The organism is Chryseobacterium formosum, from assembly GCF_026460885.1.
Classification (GTDB): Bacteria; Bacteroidota; Bacteroidia; order Flavobacteriales; family Weeksellaceae; genus Chryseobacterium; species Chryseobacterium formosus.
In genome coordinates, this window is sequence record NZ_JAOVZW010000033.1 from 76,754 (window position 1) to 96,481 (window position 19,728).

At 32.4% G+C, this 19,728-nt stretch carries 17 protein-coding genes and 1 pseudogene; 5 read left to right on the forward strand and 13 right to left on the reverse strand.

The annotated features are described in order from the left end of the window. Nucleotides 1-11: 11 nt before the first annotated feature. Both OF897_RS20950 and OF897_RS20955 read right to left on the reverse strand, forming a co-directional pair. On the reverse strand, nt 12-614 hold the full coding sequence (locus OF897_RS20950) for a FecR family protein (RefSeq protein ID WP_267267617.1): 603 nt from the start codon (nt 612-614) through the stop codon (nt 12-14). Nucleotides 615-924: 310 nt separating this feature from the next. Continuing rightward, nucleotides 925-1,413, reverse strand: coding sequence for an RNA polymerase sigma factor (locus OF897_RS20955; RefSeq protein WP_267267618.1), 489 nt, complete (start codon nt 1,411-1,413; stop codon nt 925-927). A 518-nt stretch (nt 1,414-1,931) separates the two neighbouring features. On the opposite strand from OF897_RS20955, the gene OF897_RS20960 reads away from it, so the two are divergent. Next, nucleotides 1,932-2,243, forward strand: coding sequence for a sensor histidine kinase (locus OF897_RS20960; protein ID WP_267267633.1), 312 nt, complete (start codon nt 1,932-1,934; stop codon nt 2,241-2,243). A gap of 198 nt (nt 2,244-2,441) precedes the next feature. Here OF897_RS20960 and OF897_RS20965 read toward each other — a convergent pair whose 3' ends face one another. The 6 genes from OF897_RS20965 to OF897_RS20985 form a co-directional block, all read right to left on the reverse strand. Continuing rightward, complete coding sequence (locus OF897_RS20965; RefSeq protein WP_267267619.1) at nt 2,442-2,720, reverse strand: hypothetical protein; 279 nt, start codon at nt 2,718-2,720, stop codon at nt 2,442-2,444. Between the two features lie 150 nt (nt 2,721-2,870). After that, nucleotides 2,871-3,899 (reverse strand): hypothetical protein, encoded by a 1,029-nt coding sequence (locus tag OF897_RS20970; protein WP_267267620.1) that lies wholly within the window; start codon nt 3,897-3,899, stop codon nt 2,871-2,873. After that, complete coding sequence (locus tag OF897_RS21710; RefSeq protein WP_407648366.1) at nt 3,889-4,305, reverse strand: MauE/DoxX family redox-associated membrane protein; 417 nt, start codon at nt 4,303-4,305, stop codon at nt 3,889-3,891. Before OF897_RS21710 ends, OF897_RS20970 begins: the two co-directional genes overlap by 11 nt. After that, complete coding sequence (locus OF897_RS20975; RefSeq protein WP_267267621.1) at nt 4,305-6,560, reverse strand: TonB-dependent receptor; 2,256 nt, start codon at nt 6,558-6,560, stop codon at nt 4,305-4,307. Before OF897_RS20975 ends, OF897_RS21710 begins: the two co-directional genes overlap by 1 nt. Before the next feature lie 134 nt (nt 6,561-6,694). Beyond that, nucleotides 6,695-6,898 (reverse strand): hypothetical protein, encoded by a 204-nt coding sequence (locus OF897_RS20980; protein ID WP_267267622.1) that lies wholly within the window; start codon nt 6,896-6,898, stop codon nt 6,695-6,697. A 102-nt stretch (nt 6,899-7,000) separates the two neighbouring features. Beyond that, nucleotides 7,001-7,237 (reverse strand): hypothetical protein, encoded by a 237-nt coding sequence (locus OF897_RS20985; RefSeq protein ID WP_267267623.1) that lies wholly within the window; start codon nt 7,235-7,237, stop codon nt 7,001-7,003. 252 nt (nt 7,238-7,489) lie between these two features. Here OF897_RS20985 and OF897_RS20990 point away from each other — a divergent pair, with 252 nt between their 5' ends. Next, nucleotides 7,490-9,217, forward strand: coding sequence for a helix-turn-helix domain-containing protein (locus OF897_RS20990; RefSeq protein ID WP_267267624.1), 1,728 nt, complete (start codon nt 7,490-7,492; stop codon nt 9,215-9,217). 624 nt (nt 9,218-9,841) lie between these two features. Here the strand turns inward: OF897_RS20990 and OF897_RS20995 are convergent. The 5 genes from OF897_RS20995 to OF897_RS21015 form a co-directional block, all read right to left on the reverse strand. Next, nucleotides 9,842-10,258, reverse strand: a complete 417-nt coding sequence (locus OF897_RS20995) for a helix-turn-helix domain-containing protein (protein ID WP_267267625.1) — start codon at nt 10,256-10,258, stop codon at nt 9,842-9,844. A gap of 197 nt (nt 10,259-10,455) precedes the next feature. Next, complete coding sequence (locus OF897_RS21000) at nt 10,456-11,379, reverse strand: hypothetical protein (protein WP_267267626.1); 924 nt, start codon at nt 11,377-11,379, stop codon at nt 10,456-10,458. A 179-nt stretch (nt 11,380-11,558) separates the two neighbouring features. Beyond that, on the reverse strand, nt 11,559-12,086 hold the full coding sequence (locus OF897_RS21005) for a T9SS type A sorting domain-containing protein (protein WP_267267627.1): 528 nt from the start codon (nt 12,084-12,086) through the stop codon (nt 11,559-11,561). 37 nt (nt 12,087-12,123) lie between these two features. Next, complete coding sequence (locus tag OF897_RS21010) at nt 12,124-13,482, reverse strand: S8 family serine peptidase (RefSeq protein WP_267267628.1); 1,359 nt, start codon at nt 13,480-13,482, stop codon at nt 12,124-12,126. A gap of 27 nt (nt 13,483-13,509) precedes the next feature. Then, nucleotides 13,510-14,043, reverse strand: coding sequence for a DUF3575 domain-containing protein (locus tag OF897_RS21015; protein ID WP_267267629.1), 534 nt, complete (start codon nt 14,041-14,043; stop codon nt 13,510-13,512). A gap of 441 nt (nt 14,044-14,484) precedes the next feature. On the opposite strand from OF897_RS21015, the gene OF897_RS21020 reads away from it, so the two are divergent. The 3 genes and pseudogenes from OF897_RS21020 to OF897_RS21030 all read left to right on the forward strand — a co-directional run. Then, a complete protein-coding gene (locus OF897_RS21020) occupies nt 14,485-18,384 on the forward strand; it encodes a response regulator (protein WP_323809084.1) in 3,900 nt (1,299 codons plus the stop codon). A gap of 273 nt (nt 18,385-18,657) precedes the next feature. Then, complete coding sequence (locus OF897_RS21025) at nt 18,658-19,200, forward strand: peptidoglycan-binding protein LysM (RefSeq protein ID WP_267267631.1); 543 nt, start codon at nt 18,658-18,660, stop codon at nt 19,198-19,200. Nucleotides 19,201-19,398: 198 nt separating this feature from the next. Further along, a pseudogene (locus OF897_RS21030) lies at nt 19,399-19,728 on the forward strand (peptidoglycan-binding protein LysM); the annotation flags it as partial.

Consider the following 19,728-nt stretch of genomic DNA (forward strand, 5'->3'; position numbering starts at 1 on the left):
TGCTGTTTTATTTAATAGAGTATTATTTCATTTTCATTTTTAATAGTAGTTTTTAGATTAAATGGATAATTGATGATGGAAAGAATTTCTTTCAGATTTCCTGAGAATGAACCCGATACCTGATTTTTAGCAATATTTTTAGGATAAGTGATTTTTGCTCCGTAAGTATTTTCTATTTCGTTTATAGCGTCCTCGAACGATGTATTTTCAAAAGTGAAAGTTTTTACGGCAGTTACCGAGTAATAATGATAATCATTATTTGTAGGAGAGGTACTCCAGTTTTCATTGGGTAGGAGATAGGTCAGTTTGCCGTTGTGATTTACTTTAACTTTTCCTTCAAACAATTTCACCTTTTTTTCTTTTGATTTCTGATCAACCGAAAATTTTGTTCCCAAAACTTCAACACTGAAACCACCTGCGTCTACGATAAAAGGTTTAGATCGATCTTTTGCAATCGAGAAAAAACCTTTCCCTTGCAATTTCACATTTCTGTATTTCTTTCCAAAATCTTTATTGATGGATAATTTACTGTAAGGCTCCAAGGTGATAACGCTATTATCAGACAATCTGAAAGTTTTAGAAACTTCATTGGTTTGCAATACGATTGCTGACAAACTATTTTTCGTTTCTTTTGGTTCAAAATCTTTGTAAAAAAAAGGATGCCGAATAAAGGAACCAAAACAGCCGCTGCAGCCATCCAATAATATTTTCGTTTATTATTTTGTTTAATTCTCTCGTCAATTCCTCTCCAGATTCTGGAGTCGGTTGCAGAATCCATTTGCTGTTTTTCTTCGGAAACTTTTGTCCAAATTTTTTCAAAATATTTTTGAGAATCTTTCATACAAATACAATTACGCAGCAAAATAAAAATATCCACCCCGAAGAGATGGATTTAATAACTTGTTTAAACTGGTTAATATTTCGTTAAAATAGATTGAGATTGGTCTTTATATGTCGGATGACTTTATTGACTTGCTTTTCTACTGCTGTTTTTGAAATGTTATTTTCCTTTGCGATTTGAGAATAGCTTATTTTCTCTAATTTATTTTTATAGAAAAAAGTTTTGCTTCGTTCGGGAACTTTTTCAAGAAGATTATGTATTTTTTGCAATTGCTCTTCTTTAAATTCATTATCGGTTTTGTCTGAATCCGCTTCGTCTTTTATCAAACTTTCATCTGAAAAAGAAAAGAGCATTTTATTTTTCCTGTAAAAATTAGAAACTTCCTGCTGAGCTGTTTTGAAAATGACAGCTTCTAAAGTCTGAGGATTTTTAAGAGAAGAAGAATGTTTCCAGAGATGTACAAAAATTTCCTGCACAACATCCTCCGCATCTTCCATATTTGTAATAAACCTTTTGACAAAAAAGTATACTTGATGTTTGTAATCTAAATATATTTTTTCAAAATATTCCATTGCGAGAGCCACCTGATTCCTAGTCGGACAAAAGTAATGAATTGCTGTTGCGCGGATGTGAAGCGTATATTAATTAATGTAGAATAAATTATCAATTCTAAAATTTGATTCAGTCACAATTGCATCAATGTAACGACCTAGTTGTGACTTCTGCTTTATAATTATGATAAAAATTATCTTTAATATAAAACAAAATTATCCAGACATTTTTATATCTACTATAATATGATCCACCACACACTAGAGTTTCTGACCTAAATTCACAAATAACAAATTTAAATTATAACATTTACCTCTGAGGGTGTCCGATTTTCTATAGTAAATATAGTCAGCAGATTGGAAATCGACGAACTACTCGAATCACTAAACAATAACCATTTGGGATGGTCAGTGACAATGGCTCCCGTAATTATGGGAAATCCAGAAAGAGAAGAGCTTGGAAAAGAATTGACCAATAGTTTTTGTAAGACTGATCCCGAGATAGCAAAACATTTTGCCCGAACTATGACGCTGCACATATATCACAACTAGTGTCGAACCTACTTGTGAATGCATTAATACACGGTTCCTCAGATGCTCCAATATTATTTCAGGCAGAGACTACAGATAAATATTGGGACGTCTCAGTCACGAATAAAGGTCTACAAATTCCAAAAGAAACATTAATTAATATTTTTCATCCTTTCCACCGTGGAGGTATAGAAAATAACCATAGCGGGTTAGGATTGGGATTGTACATTTCATCAGGAATAGTAAAAGCACATTGCGGTATATTATCTGTGACTTCAGATGAACATCAGACCTGTTTTATCTTACGGGTTAGACTTTAGCAATGAATTCCTGAAGGCTGCTGATTCCGCTCAACTTATTGGTGATCAGACGAAGCAAATAATAATGGGGTTTAATTATATACTTTCTTCTACCATAGATGATATTCTAACCACTTTCTCTTTAATTGATAAGTACTTTAATTTTCATGAAAATAATGAAGGAATTTCCTGTTGGTAAATAGAAGCATATAGTGACCTTTATTTAAATCTTTTTAACGAAATGTAAGCAGGTTCATCCAATTCTAATTTTAATATGATTTCGGTGTTAAAGTTTGTAGAAAACATAATCGACAGATTTTCTGAAATCTCAATAATTTCACCCTTTTCCTGATACTCATACTTTTCACGCCACAGAACATTTATATAAAATGGTTTATGATTAGTTTCAATATTAGTATTAAGCTGTACGTAGCGATTCGTTATTTTCAATAAATAATGATCATTATAAAAAACGCCGATCAGATCTGATTTTTTCATTCTTGAGATTTAGTTATGTGTTATAGAATTATGGTTATAAATCTATTATTAGATGGAATTAATATTTTTTTAGTATTTATTAATTTAGTTTTCACATCATATGATTTTATATAATAAATTTAGAGCTGATAGTGATCTTATCTTTTCAAATTAGGAAGTCCCTGAAAGAAATGTATAGTTGAAAACTTTATTGCCAGATACAATATGTAGAAGATCTCCTTCAAATGATGCAAAGTCAATATCACTACTTGTCAAATTTCCTTCATGAATTTTCGTACTATATATGTATTTGTTAAAGTTTAAATCATAAACATCAATCACAATTGCGTCGACATTATCTGTTCTTGCAGAAAAAACAAATAATTTTCCGTCCTTTTCAAATACGGCATTATTTGTTGTGAATGTATCACCTCTTTTATAATAAGTACCTTCGGGACCTTTCAACAATTTTGCTTTAGGAGAATTGTCATCAGTTTGAAACTCACCAGTAAAATTTCCATTTTTAAAAAAGAAAATTTTTGAGTATTTATCGCAGTAATATGCAATTTTTTCAGCTTCTAAATCAGTGAACTTACCTGCATAGATTAAGGCATTATCTATCGAAAGATCTGTTTTGTTGGTTTCGATTGCATACACTAGTTTTAATTGATTTGATTCATTGATCGTGTAAAATCCAGTAACATAATCATTTTTTTGCGTTTTAAATTCTCCTAATACCAGTAAACTCCCTTTACTGTTTTTAATTGGTAAAAAACTGAAAACTTTAAAATTTTCGATTTGTATTAATGATAATTTTTTATCCTTAAAAGAGTACAACTTTAATTTAAAGTTGTCAATCATTATAGCACTGTTATTATCTAAGTAATCAATATGATAATCGCTAGGTAAGCTAATTTTAATCCCATCTTCTTTTTTCCCATAATAACTTATAAAATCAATTTTATAATCAATCATTGTAGGACCATTATTTGTTTTTAAAATATTATAAACACCCTTATTAGTTGTCACATTATTCCCTTCAAGATCATATTCACTGACTTTTTTAAATGAAATCGATGTTGTGTAATTTCGATTAAAAAGAAATTTTTTATTGCTAACTGTACTTTCAAATGCTCTAAAGAAAATTACAATTCCTGAAATAGCTATTATGAACAGCCAAAAAACGATACTATTTTTCATCAGTTTTAATATTATTGTAACTGCAGTAACTTAAAAAAGTAATAAGAAGGTTAATTATCAGATGATATTTAAACGATAGACCATTTAAGATTCCTCCACAGCCGCAGATTTCATATCTTCCGTTAGCAAATAAGAAAATTATGTATGATGTAAAAATCAGCATCATTATAAAGGAAAAAAGTAATCCCGTTTTTTTTTTGAATATGAGCAATATTACAATGCTTAATTCAAGAAGCAAAACAAAGTATGAAAGATAAACCGCTTGTTGAAAATTAAAAATACCAGTTTTAAAAATGTTAGTTTGAAATGATTTGATTGCCAGTAATTTATTTGTTAATGTGTATGAAAAGAAGATTATTAGAACATAGTTAATTATATTCCATAATACGATTGTTGTATTTTTCATTATTTATTTGTTATATCATCATTTACAATTGTAGGTGCACTAAATCGATCGGTAAAATTTTTCCCAAATCGATATGTTATTGTCAAAAGAATATTTGATAAATTGTTATTGATTAGGTTAGTCTGGGAAAAATTTTTATAATCTGACCTGATTTTAGATTTAGCAGACCATCCAAACAAATCGTTGTAAGATAGATTTACTGTAAGATTATCATTAAAATAGTTTGACTCAAGTTCGATACTGGTTAAAGGTCTGTAGTAGGATGTGGATACCAATTGAATATTTCTTGAGTTGTAATTTCCGTTAAATATAATTACATATTTATCTTTTATAGTGGTGCTCAAATTAATATTAGAACTTAAAGAAAAACCTTCATTTCTACGGATGATTGCTGCTTCACTATGAGTTTTATATAAACTATAATTAAATCCGACACTTCCGCTAAAATTAATAAGTTTGAATAGCTTCCTGTTGTAACTTAAATTAGATCCGATGATAGTCCCTTTTCCTGCATTTTCAAAAGAATTTATAATCAGATTGTTTTCGGTAACTAGTGTTTCAACGGTTGCATTAGTCAACAGTTGAGAGAACAGATTTAAACTTATATCACTTTTGTTTTTTGTGTTTTTTTGATGTAATGTTATATCGAAAGAATGTTTTAATTCCGGAAGCAAACTGTTGTTACCTTTTAATGTATATGTGGGGCTTAGAACAACAGGAACAGGATTTAAATAGGTGGAATTTGGTCTTTGAATTTTGTATGAATAGTCTACATTTAAACTCATTTTACCTAAATCAAAATTTACTGAGGCTGAAGGTAGAAAATAGGAATAATTTTGACTGAATTCTTCAGTACTATTATAGGTATTATCATAAGCAAGTGATGCAGCAGTTGATATCTTATCAGTAATATCATATGTGAAATTACCATGAAAAGTATTAAGAGATTGTGAATATAATGAAGCTGCTAAAGGAAACTGAAATCTTCTATTGATGTTTTTATAGCCTATAAAATAGGTTAGACCCTGAATCTTTGACTTGTTCCTGTAGATTACTTCATTAGATAATTCGCTTAATCTCGCATATGAAGTATTATGATCTTCACTCAACGAATTCTGAAACAGATAATTATTAGAATTGTAATGATTATAATATTTAGATCTAAATTGAATGATCGCTTTATCATTAAATTTATATTCATATACTCCAGAAACTCCCCATTTTCTTAGCACCTCCTGATCCTCTGTCAAAAAAGCATAGTTTTGATTACTGTCAGTAAACACCCCCTTTGACTTTCCGTCAAAATGATACCCGAAAAGATTTCCGGATAGGTAAATACTAGACTTAGAATTCAATATTATCTTAGACTTTGCATTCAGAGAGTTTTGCCAACCTTTCACTTTTCTGTCTGTTTTTGTATACGTACTGAAATTACCGTCAATCCTTTCAAAATCATTATTTATATTTTGATTGTTTGTTCCAAAATCATAAAAAGCTTTGAAGATGATGTTCTTAGATTTATAAGACAAGGTCGGAGAAAATCCATATTTAGATAATCGTGTTCCTCCTCGTGCCTCAAGCTCTCCCTTGATAAAATGTTCCTCCTTTACTTTTGTAATTATTTGTATGATTGCATCAACATTTTGACTAGAGTTGTACATTGACGGAGGATTGCTTATAACTTCAACGGTGGCTACATCCTTAGCATCCAGTTTTTTAAGTTCAATAAAATCTGCTTCAATGCCATCTATAAAAAGTAAAGCTTGTTTTCTGTTATGTATTAAAACATTTTCGTTTACAACAGTTATAGAAGGTAATCGTTGTAATACTTTATCTGATTTTGTGTTTTTTGTAAAATCTTTACTATTTATTTTATAAGATGTTTTCCCGGCTTTTTCTAATGTTGTTTTACCATCAATAGCAACTTCAGCAATTTCATTTATTTTCTCTTTTAGTATAACTTGTATATTAGAATTGTTTTCTAAGGGGAAAATTTGCCTGTTTTCATTATATCCAACAGCACTAAAAATGATTTCAACGTTTTTATTCTGTGATGACTGTATTATTATGCTAAACTTTCCTTCCTTGTTTGTTAGAACTTTTGTATTATTTCCTGGAATGCTAATGATAACGTCTGACAAAGGCTGTTCATTTGCTAAAACTCTTCCCTCAATCTTAAAAGAATTTTGAGAAAATGCTACAGTAGAAACAACAATTGATAAAAGAAGTATTAGTTTAGAGATTATTTTTTCCATAACATGGTATGCGCTTTGAGATGAATACTGATGATATTAAAATTTTATCACCGAAAATCTCTAAATAATTATTTTTGAAATAAATTAAAAGTGTTGCCAAATCCTTGGCAACACTAATCCTTATTCGGATACTACTACCATTCTCTCCACTTACCGTAAAGAGTAGTTCCGCTAGAAGTTCTTCCACACGTTCCTTTCTCACCTACGCATCCAGCACCTTCAGGAGCTAAAACGTCTTCAAAACCTGTAGCTGATTTAGCCTTAACATTTGAAGACCCTGCTAATGTTGCCATTGTAATTCCTACAACCGCTAAACTTAGTTTAAATAAGTTTTTCATAATTATTTTATTAATTTAATTAAACATAACCCGAAGGTTTCTATATATTTATAGTCTTAAGAATCTTGCATTGCGCACTGCAAATCTTCAAAAGATGATAAATCAATTTGTTGTTCTCCAATGGCCACCATGTTTTACCGGAGGATCATTGTTATCAATTTCAAATCCAGCACTGGATGTAGAATCTTTCTTTTGATAATTTTCTTTTTTTAAATTAGTTTCTACATTGTCAGAGATGATTTGATTACTGTTGTTTTCGATGTCAGCAATCTCGTCAATTTGTCTGCATGAGTTCAATGTCACAATTAATATTAGAATTTGGATAAACCTTAGTTTCATGTTAATAAATTTTAAATGATGTAAAAGTTTATCCGGTACCGGATTGACTTAAGTTTCGGGGCAAAATTATTACTTAAATGAAACTTTTTTTGTGAAACAATGCCATGATTTACAAATCAAGACGAGGGATTTGTAAATTATAGCAAAATTAAAATACTGGAAATTAAGTTGTTGTGCGAATATCTTTGAAATTGAATTCTCCTTATATTATGCATGGATTTTTAGTAAATTTGCAAGATAAACTTCTGGAAATTGAAAATTTACAAAGGCTTTTTATACCTAATCATATTTATTTTTTCGTCATACTTTAATGCTCAAAAAACATTTAGTTCTAAAGACTATACTAGCTTGAGAAAAAATTACGAGGATCTTGCCGAAAATGATGAGCGAGCTCTACCGTATATAAAGAAATATTTAAGAGAGGCTACTAAAGAAAAAAACTATAATAAAATTTTTCAGGGTTATCAGGATGCGATATTCTATACAAATGATAAAGAAAAGAAATTATCTTATGCAGATAGCTGTGTAAAGCAGATGCTTAAATCAAATGATGATGAACTTATTAGCAGTGCTTATCTGGAAAAAGGCGTTATTTATTATTTCTTTTATAAGCGTTACCAGCCTGCACTGAATAACTATCTGAAAGCTTATGAAAGTTCAAAGAATATTTCCAATGATTTTCTAAGATATCGAATTGTGTACCAGCTTGGCGTAGTTAAAAGTTATTTAGGTTATTATGCTGATGCATCAGAATTATTTAAAGAGTGCATCAATCATTTTGAACCTCTTACATCTGGGAACATTCATCCTAATCTTATTTACAATAATAAAAAGGGCTATTTTAATAGCTTACATCAACAGATTATCTGCTATGAAAAGCTAAAAAATTTTAAACAAAGTGATTCCTTGCTTGATGTAGGTATAAACACACTGCCATCTTCTGAACGATTTGATTTAGAAAAAGCTTATTTTATCAAAGCAAAAGGAATTTCTAATTTTAGAAAGCGAAGATATAAAGATGCTGTTGCATATTTATCCACTACTATTCCGGTCTTTAAACGGTATAATGATGTAACATGGTTCGCTGTAAGTAGCTTTTATCTAGGAAAAAGCTTCGGAGAATTAAAGAATGATGAGAAATCCATCTCTTATTTTTTAAAAGTTGATTCTGTTTTTCAAAAGCAGAATTTTATTATACCTGAACTAAGATCTAATTATGAAATTTTAATTAACTACTATAATTCAAAGGAGAAGAAAGATGCTGAACTTTTTTATACCAAGCAATTGATTAAAGTTGATAATATTTTAGGTAATGACTTTCAATATCTATCACCCAAAATACATAAGGAATACGATACAAAAGCATTGTTAGAAAAACAAAAGAGATTAGAAACTAATTACAATTTCAGCTTTTTAGCTGCTGTGGTATTGTTGCTCTCGGTAGCAGTACTACTGTTTATTATACATATTAAAAGAAAAAAAGAAAAGCATATTCTCTCGCAGTATATGGCTTTGGAAAATAGAATTCTCAATCAGGAAGGCAATTCTGTAATTTCCAAAGTGAGTTTTGAAAATCAATCAAATAAAGATAACAGAAATAATATTCCTGAAAATGTTGTCAATGATATTCTAAAAAAGCTCGCTGAATTTGAGCGGAAAAAAGGTTTCGTAAAAAAAGGTCTTACACAACAAGAGCTTTCAAAAAGTTTCGGAACAAATACCACTTATCTTTCACAAATAGTAAATGAGTTTAAAGGAAAGAATTTTAATTCATATTTAAATGAACTGCGCATTAAATATATAACCACCGAATTGTATCATAACCCAAAACTACTAGACTATACCATTGAAGGATTATCGGAAAAGTGCGGGATGAGCTCAAGACAAAATTTTTCGGATATTTTTACTGAGATTAATGGTGTGAGGCCTGCTTATTTCTTAAAAAAGAAAAAACAGGAGCTATATAATAACAAGTCGTAATTGCTTGAAAATACTTCTCAATAATTATCATGCAGGGCTCCTTTTTGTATAACGCTAAAAGAAGCCTCTCAATTTTTAAGTATTAAATTGCTTGATCATTTTATTTTAACTTCTGATAGCTCTTTTCGTTTAGAGAAGAAGGTATTTTATAGAATGTAAACTTTTAAATATTAAAACGGCGATTAAAAATGACCTTTTTTATAGTTTCGGTAAAAAAAATTATACCCTCCTTATATCGGGATTACCTTTTTGCAATTTTTAATTGGCACAACACCATTGATAACATTCCAAGCAGAACTTAGAATGTATCAAAAATATTGAAGACTATAAAGCGTACTATTTGAGATAGTCTGAGTTCAATTCTTCCAGCATCTTTTCTTAGGATAATGCTATCCAAAGAATCTGTTATTAATAAACGATGATCAAGTGATTAAGAAAATAAAAAGCCCATTTTAAAATGGGCTCGATGTATTAATTTTAATAGATTGCAGTTTTCCTTGTGCCGGTCTGAATGGTAACCTTCATAGAAAAGTCAGAAACCTCATAAGATGCAAATGCAGTTCATTGAAATTTTGATATATCCAAGACGCCAAAAAGCCAGAAATAAATCAAAAAACAATATAGTTAAATAATTCTTTGATAAAAATCCCTTAACCATACATGAATATCCTGTTTGGGTGGAATACCCAATCTTTTCCTTAGGTTATGTTTATTGTTTTTTATAGTCTGAATTGCTTTAAAAGTATAAACAGCGATATCTTTTGTTGTAAACCCTAAAAAAGAATATGCACACAAAATGAGTTCTGAGGTTTTCATTTCAGGATTTAGAGCTAATACTTTTTGACTGAAATCGGGATACAGCTTCTGAAAAAGTGACCAGAATTCAGGAAGATTTTTTTTTGCGGCTTCTAATATCTCCTGAAGAGTATCATCTACTTTCATTGATAGTGTAGATGCTTCCTGCTCAGTTTTTAAAAGAATAGTTTCTGTTTGCTCAAGCAGAAGATCTTTTTTACGTCGTATTTTTGAATGGTAATACATGAAAAAAAATCACAATAGCTATTGCAAAAGATACTATAATAGCTAACAAAAGAGTTATGTATTGTTTCTCCTCGGCATGTTCAGCTATTTTTTTATCCAAAAGTATATTGGCTGTACCTAATACCCCATTGTTGAGATGCCGCGAAAAATCTTCATGTGCACTTTTATATTTTTCGTAGTATAACTTATAATTTTTATCATCCCCCTGATAATTTATATATCGTGTAGATTTCCTTCAGCAAACCGGGTCCGTTTTTGGCAAAGGCATCTTTATCATGTTGATTGATGTCAGCTAAAGTTTTAAGATAATATTCCAATGCTCGCTTTTGATCCCCTTTTTCTCGGTAAAGATTACCTATTGAATTGAGAAAAGTATTCTTACTGAGGTAACCATCTTTAAAACTATCGTGGTAGGCTTTAAAAAAATAATATTGAGCTGAATCCAGATTTTTTCTTTCTAATAAAATTTCACCTCTTACATTATAAAAGTAAGATTTAAATTTAAAAATCGTTCTGACATCATCATATTGTTTCTCGGAAATCTGGTTTAAGATATTCTGGCATTGATGTGCGAAATGATCTGACTGTTTCCGGTCACTGACAGCCAGACTTAAGTTGTAAAAGGTTCGGGCTTTCACAAGACGAGCTTCAATGGATCGGTCATTTTCTAAAATTTCCAGTATATCATTACCTTCTTCTATCAAAAGATTGTCCATGCCTAAACGACTGTATAGGCTCGTTTTAAGGAGTTTTAGGAGTGCTTTTAGAATCGGAGTTTCTTCTGTGGCTTTTTCCTTCAATCCCTTATCGATATAAAGAGCACTCTCGCGAAATTTACTCAATAAGGCCATTGATTTAGCCATATAGAAGTAAGACCACGCTTTTTTTTCGGAGTTGGATTCTTTTTCAGCAATCCTGCTTGCCTGCGTAGAGTACAATAAAGTTTTTTGATAATCTCTGTGGACGAAATCGTCAGCCAATGCAATGAGGCTGTCTATCTTTTTTTCGTTTCTGGTGATAGAAAATAGTCGAATCGATACAAAGATAGTCAGAAGGAGAAATACTCTGAAACAAACAGTTTTTAAAAATTCGATATTTTTAGAATAAGTTTTATATTTCACGGGATCATATAAATTTTCAATGTTTTTTGCACGAATATTCTATCGATTTAAAGATAACTATTTTATCTCTATCTCAGATATTAGAAAAATGCCGTTCAATCAATTTGAACGGCTCATCTAATCAATAAAAAAAGATTTGTCGATTAAAAGACAACTACTATCAACTATTTTATCATCAATCAGAGTTTAAATTTAAACGGTTCCTTAGAGTCACCATATAAAAGAATGTATACACCCTTTGATAGATTTTTAACCAGGATCTGTTTTGAGTTTTCCTTACCTGACTGTATAATTCGTCCGGATATGTCAAGAATCTTATAGTCTCCGAAAACATAGTTTATATTGTTGGATATTATTTTAATAACACTTTCTTTGTAGTCATAAAAAACAATTTTTTCCTTTTGTCTAATGTCGGTAGTTCCCAGTGCGGAATTTGTGGCTTTAAGACCTGTGATAAGAATGGAGTAGGGCTTTACTGCAGCAGGCGAAGATGAATGTTTGTAAACGGCTACTGACATAACAGCGTCTGCGATACCGGCTGCGTTGATCTGCTGATAATTATCAACCTGATTATCCCATATTCCAGAACCTTCCGCTGAAATCGCTTGTGGATTGATGACGTTGAGTGGTTTGAAAGGAAATTTTTCTATCACTCCTAAGCCTGCCGGCTGAACTTTCAGGGAAGTTCCAAATTTATAGACCAGCATGGAATTCGTATTGTCCACACCATCTGATGAAGTCTGTTCAGCATATAGACGCCCTCAATGCCTGTTGACCGCTGATTCCGCTCACTGCTAAAAAGTCTGAATTATTATTCAATGGGTTTGCAGCAGATTCTACAAGTTTTGTACTCCCTCCGGGTTGCATCTGCCGAATGGTTTCTGCAGCTTTCTCAGCGTTAAGAATTCCCCAACCGAATTTTGCATCGGGACCTGCATTTCCAGCATCATCAGCTGTGTGAAGCATTAATGCCTTCAAAGATGATGCTTTCATGTACGATCCAAACAAAGAATGATAATATTGCTGAAGGAGCAGGGCGACCCCTGCAGCGGCAGGAGATGCATAAGATGTTCCTGAGGAATCGTCGATGTTTCCTGTATAGTCGTTACTTCCTGAAGAACTGTCTGCCGTATTAACATTACTTCCCAATGTTACGATATCAGGCTTTACTCTTCCGTCATCGGCCGGTCCCCAATTGCTGTAGGAGGTCATGGAATTGTTGGTGTTTATAGAGCCCACGGTAATTACATTTTTAGCAGCACTTGCTCCTGTAATCATGTCAAAACCTCCATCTGCAAGATTTCCGCTGTCAGGATCAGTCTGCTCGTTACCCATTGCTATAAAAGGAAGATAATAAGGAGCTTGTTTCAATAATTCATCCCAGCCTCTGGAAGTAGCATCATAGCCTCCGAACACCCACGCCGGAATGTCGTTAAGATTTGAGTATCCGTAAGAGTGATTGGAAATCAGATATCCATCAGAAGCAAAACCAACCATTTCCGAAATGTCATCATCCCAGTCATAGTTTTTAGTAGTAGCATTATAGGCGATACCTTTCGCACCGACTGCAAGTGTGCTAAAATTTCCAGATGAAAGGTCGTTTCCGATGAGTATACCGGTAACGGCCGACATGTGAAAGTCACCAATAGGATCAGTCACTGTCTGTCCGGTTTGCATCTGAACTTTTCCCTGCAGCAATTCATGTGTCGTGCTTACCTGACCTCCGTCCCATACTCCGGCCACCATGCCGGTACCGGTGATGTTGATCCCAAGACTTCCTCCCTGGTAAAGCTGATTGGTTTTGGTATTCAGGATTTGCTGAGTGTCCTTGGTATTGATGTAGATTGGAAAGCCATCATGATTGATATGATGCAGATAAAATAAACTTCCATTTTTGTAGAATTGTCTTCTTTTTTCAGGATTGCTTTGCAAATAAGAATTGATCTTAGACTGTTGTTCAAGATATTTTATTTCATTGTTTCGTTTAATTGCATTCAGCATATTCGAGTCATAGGACTTCTTAATAATCTGGCGATCCTGCTCAGTTTGTGCATAAATTATGATACTTAAAAGCTGTGCAACAAATATTATTCTTAGTTTCATAAAGAGTATTTTAGTAGTTTCGAATCTTTAAAAAGAATATCCAAGCCCTACACCTAAACTTGGCAAAATAGCTTGTGCTTGAGCTTTATTAGGTTTAGGCATTTTATTGTCTTCTTTGTAATTCAGTGATAAGTAAGATGCACCGCCATTCACATCAATCGTGAATCCGCTTTTAAATAACCATTGATAACCAATGAGCGCCCCTATGTCAATGGCAGAGTAAGAATCTTTCATATCTTTTTTATTCAAACTGTATTTTGTGCGGCCTCCCCCGAAACCGGCTGATCCTGAAAAATACAATCCTCGCAACGCTTCCTTGGTATAATACCTGTAAAAAGCATTTCCACCTACAAAATTGTATTTGTATTCATCAATTTTAAATGATCCGAAACCTGCACTTAATCCTACGCTCGAGTGTTCGCTTACTGCTCTTTCATACGAAATAAGATCACTTCCACCTCCGAATAAAACGGAAACAGGATTGACTTTAATGGAATTTTTCTGCTGTGCTGAAGCCGTGGCAAAAAGAACCAGACAAACTGTAACTAACTGTTTTTTCATTTTTTAAATTTTAAATTATTAATTGGATAGATGCCATGATACTGGCAGGAATAACGTTTGCAAATAAAACGATATCTGTGAAATAAGTGAAAAAACAGCAGTACCATCAAAGTACCTGTGTGTTTAATTGGCTTTATTTCAAGTATTTATGCTTAATTGTCTATCTCATCATCGGTGGATGTCGTGAATATTTTCAGGGAACATTTTGATGGAAAAAAAATGGACTACAGACTCAATATATTTTTGAGTAGTTACATATCGTAATGATGAGATTAATTGGTAATTATTTAATAATAAAACTTTATGAAAAATTAATTCACTATTGAAAGTAAATTAATTTGTACCGAAATATAATTTTCAGCTATATTGTGATCGATTTGGTTATGTGATCTTTTCTGCATCCAAAAGTTCAATAAAATTTCTTTATAGACTCTATTATATATGAATAATTATCCTGTACCGACTAATGAGGAAGGAAGAATCAAGAAGCTGGCATATTTTGATCTGTTAGGTTTAGCAAAAGATCCGCAATTAGACATTTTTGCAGAAACGGCATGCCTAATTGCTGACTGCCCGGCGTCTTTGATAGCAATGATGGAAAGTGAAACCCAGGTTATTCAAAGTTGCATAGGCATGTCCTTGGATTTTGTTGATCGAAAAAATACGGTATGCCAATATTCTATTGAAAGTGGAAATGTAGTGGTAATTCCCGACACCTTATTAGATGAGCGTTCATCCGAAAATCCTCTTATAAAAGATGGTGGAATCCGCTTTTATGCCGGTGTTCCATTGATTGATGATGAAGGATTTGCCTTAGGAACACTTTGCGTTATTGATTATAAGCCTAAAGAGTTATCAGAAAACCAGATAGCGACATTAAAAAAGATAGGAGTGGTTGTTACAAACCATTTGGTTAGTAAGAGAAAAAGTATAGAAGCAGAATACTTTAAGCAGACTTTTGATATTTCTAATAACCTAATCTGTGTTTTAGATAATAACTTAAGATTAAAGGAAGTAAATTCAGCTTTCGAAAGAGCTTTTGGACTTACTAAAGCACAGGCAATCGGTCAAAAATTTAGCACGATCATATCAGATCCAGTTTTTTCCGATTCATCACTTTTAGCAAAATTTAATGATAGAGATCAGGAGTTTGCATTTACCTCTTCTACCGTTGTTGATAGTTCAAATTCAATTACCGTAGAATGGTACTTCAAAAAGAATGATAATCACTCCGAAATCTTCTGTTTTGGCGTTAATATAACGAATCGTTTAGAAGAACAGTTAAAACTGGAAAGTTCCGAACGCCGTTTCAGAAGCTTTTTCGAAAATGCGATCGGACTCATGAGTATGCATGATATGGAAGGCAATATTCTTGCAGTAAATGAAAAAGGCAGGGAAACTCTAAAATACTCTAATAATGAAGTAAGAGGATTAAATCTAAAAGACTTGGTGCCGGAAAAAAACCATGATCTATTGGAGAACTATTTGCTGAAAATGAGTTCTCATACTGAAGATGTCGGAAATATGATACTTCAGACAAAAGAAAAGGAAGAATTAATCTGGATGTATCACAACATTGTTGAAATTGATACAAAAGGAGAACCATATGTTATAAGTACCGCTTTGAATATTACTGATAAAGTAGCTTTAGAAAGAGATTTATTACATACAAAAAAAGTGCTTGAACAGACAAATTTAGTAGCTCAGGTAGGAGGATGGGAAGTCAATTTTGAAACAAATTCTGTATTTTGGTCACAACCTTGTAAAGAAATCCATAAAACTGACCCTTCATTTCAACCTGATCTTGAAACCGCTTTAGATTTTTACGAGGAAGACAGTAGAAAAAAGCTGAAATATGTATTTGAAAGAGCTGTGAATGAAGGTATTCCGTATGATGAAGAGTTACAGCTATTACGCAGAGATGGCGTGATGATTTGGGTAAGAGTAAAAGGAATACCAGAGTTTGAAGAGGGGGTATGTAAAAAAGTATTCGGTATTATACAGGATATAGATGGATTCAAGAATATCTATCTTGAGTTAGCTAAAAAAGAGGCTATGTTACAGTCATTCGTAACTTACGTTCCCACTGCCGTAGCAATGTTTGATAAAGATCTCAACTATCTTTCTGTAAGCACGAGTTGGAAAAATGAATTTCAGATGAATGATCGTGAGCTTATTGGGGAGAATATTTTTACTATTTCTCCCAATGTAAGTGATGAAAGGAAGGAAATATATAGTAATGCGTTGAAAGGTAAAAGTTACAGTAATAAGGACTTTACTGTTGCAATCCAAAATAAAGACGAATTACAGCATTTTAATTTTAATGTTAGCCCCTGGTATCTTTCTAATGAGATTATTGGTGGTGTTATTGTGTCTGCACAAAATATTACCGATTCTGTGAGAATAAATGAAGAGTTGAAAAATGCTAAAAAAATAGCTGACATTGCAAGTAAAGCAAAATCAGAATTTCTTGCCAATATGAGTCATGAGATCAGAACACCTTTAAACGGTGTAATTGGTTTTTCAGATCTTTTATTAACGACACCCTTAAATGATATACAAACACAATATCTTAATTATATCAACGAGTCAGGTGAAAATTTGCTCACCATAATTAACGATATTCTTGACTTTTCAAAAATTGAATCCGGCAAAATGGATCTTTTGATAGAGAAATCTAATATTTATGATACTGTTAGCCAGGTAGTCAATGTTATTATTTATCAATCACAGAAAAAAAATATAGAACTGCTTTTAAATATAGAACAAGGTCTGCCAGAAACCATCTGGATAGATGAATCGAGACTAAAACAGATTCTTATCAATCTTCTTGGAAATGCCGTAAAATTTACAGAAAAAGGAGAAATAGAACTTAAAGTAGAAAAAGTACATCTAGACGAAAAAAATATTACTTTACGATTCTCTGTCAGAGATACAGGAATTGGTATTGCGAAAGAAAAACAACAGTACATTTTTGATGCTTTCACTCAGGAAAACAGTTCGATCAACAAACGCTACGGCGGAACTGGTTTGGGGCTTACTATTTCAAACAATATACTGAAATATATGGGAAGTAATCTGTCATTAATCAGTGAACCTGAAAAAGGCTCAGTTTTCCACTTCAATATTACGGTTCCATTTGAATATTCTGACCGCATGGAGATGGAAGATCTGAATATCAATAATGTTCTTATTGTTGATGATAATGAAGCCAACAGAGTGATTCTGCAACATATGCTTTCTTACAAAAAGATAGATTCTCGTCTCGCAGCCAATGGATTGGAGGCTCTTCAGATTTTATTGGCGGGAGAACGTTTTGATGTTATTCTGATGGACTATCATATGCCCGTCATATCAGGATTAGAAACAATTGAAAAAATCAAAGAACTTTTTGATCAGCAGAACGAGCTTTCACCATTAATTATTCTTCATACTTCTTCTGAAGAACATGACGTTATAAATTCCTTCCGCCAGGAAAATAATTCGTATTTCTTGCTCAAGCCCATTAAATCAGAAGAATTATACAGAACCTTAAGATCGGTGGTAAAAAGTAATAACAAAGAAAAAAAAGCAGTAACTTCTATCCAGGTTGAAGCCGAATCTTCTTTTTTGATGAAATCACCGCTCGTGTTACTTGTGGATGACAATCCGGTTAACATGGTTCTTAATAATAGAATGATGAAGTCCTTGGTTCCTACAGTAAAAATGATCGAAGCTACTGATGGTCTTCAGGCTGTTGAACAATGTAGGGATCATGTTTTTGATCTTATACTGATGGATGTGCAACTTCCTGTAATGAATGGTATTGAAGCCACAAAACAGATTCGTCTTTTACCTGAATATAGTAATGTTCCTATTATTGGGGTTACAGCAGGAAATATATTCGAAGAGAAAGAAAAATGTTTGAACTCCGGAATGAATGATTTTTTACCGAAACCCTTGAGGCAATCTGAACTTATGGAAATGTTGAATAAACATATTCCTTCAAAAAGTGATAGCGAAATACTAGTAACCACAAAACATCTGGATATTGATCTTCTTAACGAGCAGATAGGAGACGAAGATTTCAGAGAAGTGTTTCTAAATTTAGTGATTCAGGAGCTTACTGAAGCGCAGAAGATCATAAAAGAATGCGTATTAAAAAAAGATACTGCAACATTAAAAATGATTCTCCATAAACTTAGAGGTACAGCAGGAACTGCGGGTCTGTTACGACTTGTGGAAGTCACAATCCACTGGGAAGAAAAAATAACTGACGATCTGGACTTCATCTCTATGGAGAATGAAATAAGTAATGAAATTACACTCGTCCTGAACATCATTAGAAATTTATTAAAATAAAAATAAATGATAATTCTTATTCTTGAAGGCGAAGGCATAATTTTAAAATAAAATGAATGAGTAGGTATCAAAAGGGGATTATGAAAGTTTTTAGCATACTGCACCTCTTATTTTCAAAGGTGATAAAAGTAAAAGTTTTTTATTAAAGTGATGGTAACAAAGCATTTGGTCATGTCAGATAATGTTATTAGATTTGGTTGTGATAAAATTTGTTAGTATAATTAATTTTAACTAACAATATTTTATTACAGCACCATTAAATTTATCCAAATCATGAGAAAACAAATCTTCATCGCTGCGCTGTCTCTGGGAGCAGTCGCTTTAGGAACAGATCAGGTTCTTGCACAAAATTCTGAGCAGGTCAGTACATCAGTAAATATTATTTTATCAGACGTTATTGCAATGGACATAGGCACTGTTGCTTCAGAAGGCACTGTAGATTTTAATTACGGGAATACAAAAGATTATAATTCATCAAAAAATGTGACCGTTCCCAACAGTTTAGTCATCATTTCTTCCAAAAATTTTGATGTAAAAGTAAAATCTGAAGGTTCACACTTTGTAAGCGGCGCAAACGTAATTCCGGTAGATATATTACAGGTAAAAGCAATACCAGGCGGAAGTTTGACAGGAACCCTGAATGAGGTCACATTATCTACAGCTGATCAGGTGTTGGTAAGTAATGCAGGTTTAGGTGCAAAACAGTCTTTAAGTATTGACTATTCTATTTCTGCGGAAAAAGCATCGAAAGTACTTCTGGGAAAACCACAGGGAACTTATACTCAAAAAATAACTTACACAGCCACTGCATTGTAAGTAAACATTAATTTTAAATAAGCCCTCAACACTTTCATAGTGTTGAGGGTTTTTCTTTTTAAACCAATTAATAATCTGTGTAGTTATTTTACTACATCAACTTCCATTTTCAACTACAAAGAAATTTTTATGGCCGCTGTAAATTTGCAGTATACAAAAGTGAACAATTAAACAAAATTAAAATCAAATATTACTGCCATGAAAAAATTAATCGCAATCGCAGCCTTAACTATCGGAGCAACCATATTGGGAACTAACAACGTTCAAGCTCAAAATACAACCGCTACAACAACAGTAAACATTACCCTGAACGATGTGATCTCCATCGATGCCGGAAGTACAGCAATCGGTAATACGGTTGACTTTAACTATGCGACTGCAGCAGACTATAACTCTGATCAGACAATTACTAAAGCCAACTCTTTGAAAGTTACTTCAACGAAGAATTTTAACGTTAAAGTAAAAGCAGGAGGTGCTAATTTCATGAATGGAACCAACGTAATCCCTGTAAATGTTTTAACGATCAAA